At 73.9% G+C, this 548-nt stretch carries 1 protein-coding gene; it reads left to right on the forward strand.

The window, feature by feature from the left end:
• Positions 1-217: 217 nt before the first annotated feature.
• On the forward strand, positions 218-475 hold the full coding sequence (locus AWZ10_RS27305) for a hypothetical protein (RefSeq protein WP_046703251.1): 258 nt from the start codon (positions 218-220) through the stop codon (positions 473-475).
• The last annotated feature ends 73 nt before the right edge of the window (positions 476-548 follow it).

Genomic DNA, 548 nt, shown 5'->3' on the forward strand with positions numbered 1-548 from the left:
GTCCCGTGCGGCGTGGGTGCGTGCGGTGGTGGCGTCCGGGCTGTCCGCCGTGTTCGTGCTGCTCCCCGCCCCGTGCGGTGCGGCGGCCGTGCGGATGGTGGAGGCCGCGTCCGGCCCCGCGGGCGAGCCGGGCGTTCATCCCATGGCGAGTGGAGGCCGGGGCGAAACGCCGGCAACCGGCCGTGACCCCTCGGGGCGTTCCGCAGTTGAGCGGGGCATGAAGAAGCGCAGCATGCTCGCCATCGCCTCCCTCGCCACCGGATTCGTCGTCGCGGCCATCACGCCGTCGCACGGTCTCGAGGCCGCGGACGCGCTCGGGAAGACGGACGGCCTGAGCAAACTGGACGTCGAGGGCACCCTCGGCAAGGTCGGCAAGGTCGGCAAGACGGTCTCCAGCGACAGCCTGGCCGGGGTCGACGAGGACGCCCTGGGGGGCCATGCGGACCAGGAGGGCAAGGGCGGCAAGGAGGGCTGACACTCCTGTGGAGGACAGCGGATTCTCCGTCCGCCTCCCCTCGCTCGCGGGCGGCGGGTCCCCCACCGGGTGG

The organism is Streptomyces europaeiscabiei, assembly GCF_001550375.1.
GTDB classification, from domain to species: Bacteria; Actinomycetota; Actinomycetes; order Streptomycetales; family Streptomycetaceae; genus Streptomyces; species Streptomyces europaeiscabiei.

Bases quoted from the DNA above. Each gene is read 5' to 3' on its own strand.
- AWZ10_RS27305 (WP_046703251.1), top strand. From the start codon at position 218: ATGAAGAAGCGCAGCATGCTCGCCATCGCCTCCCTCGCCACCGGATTC.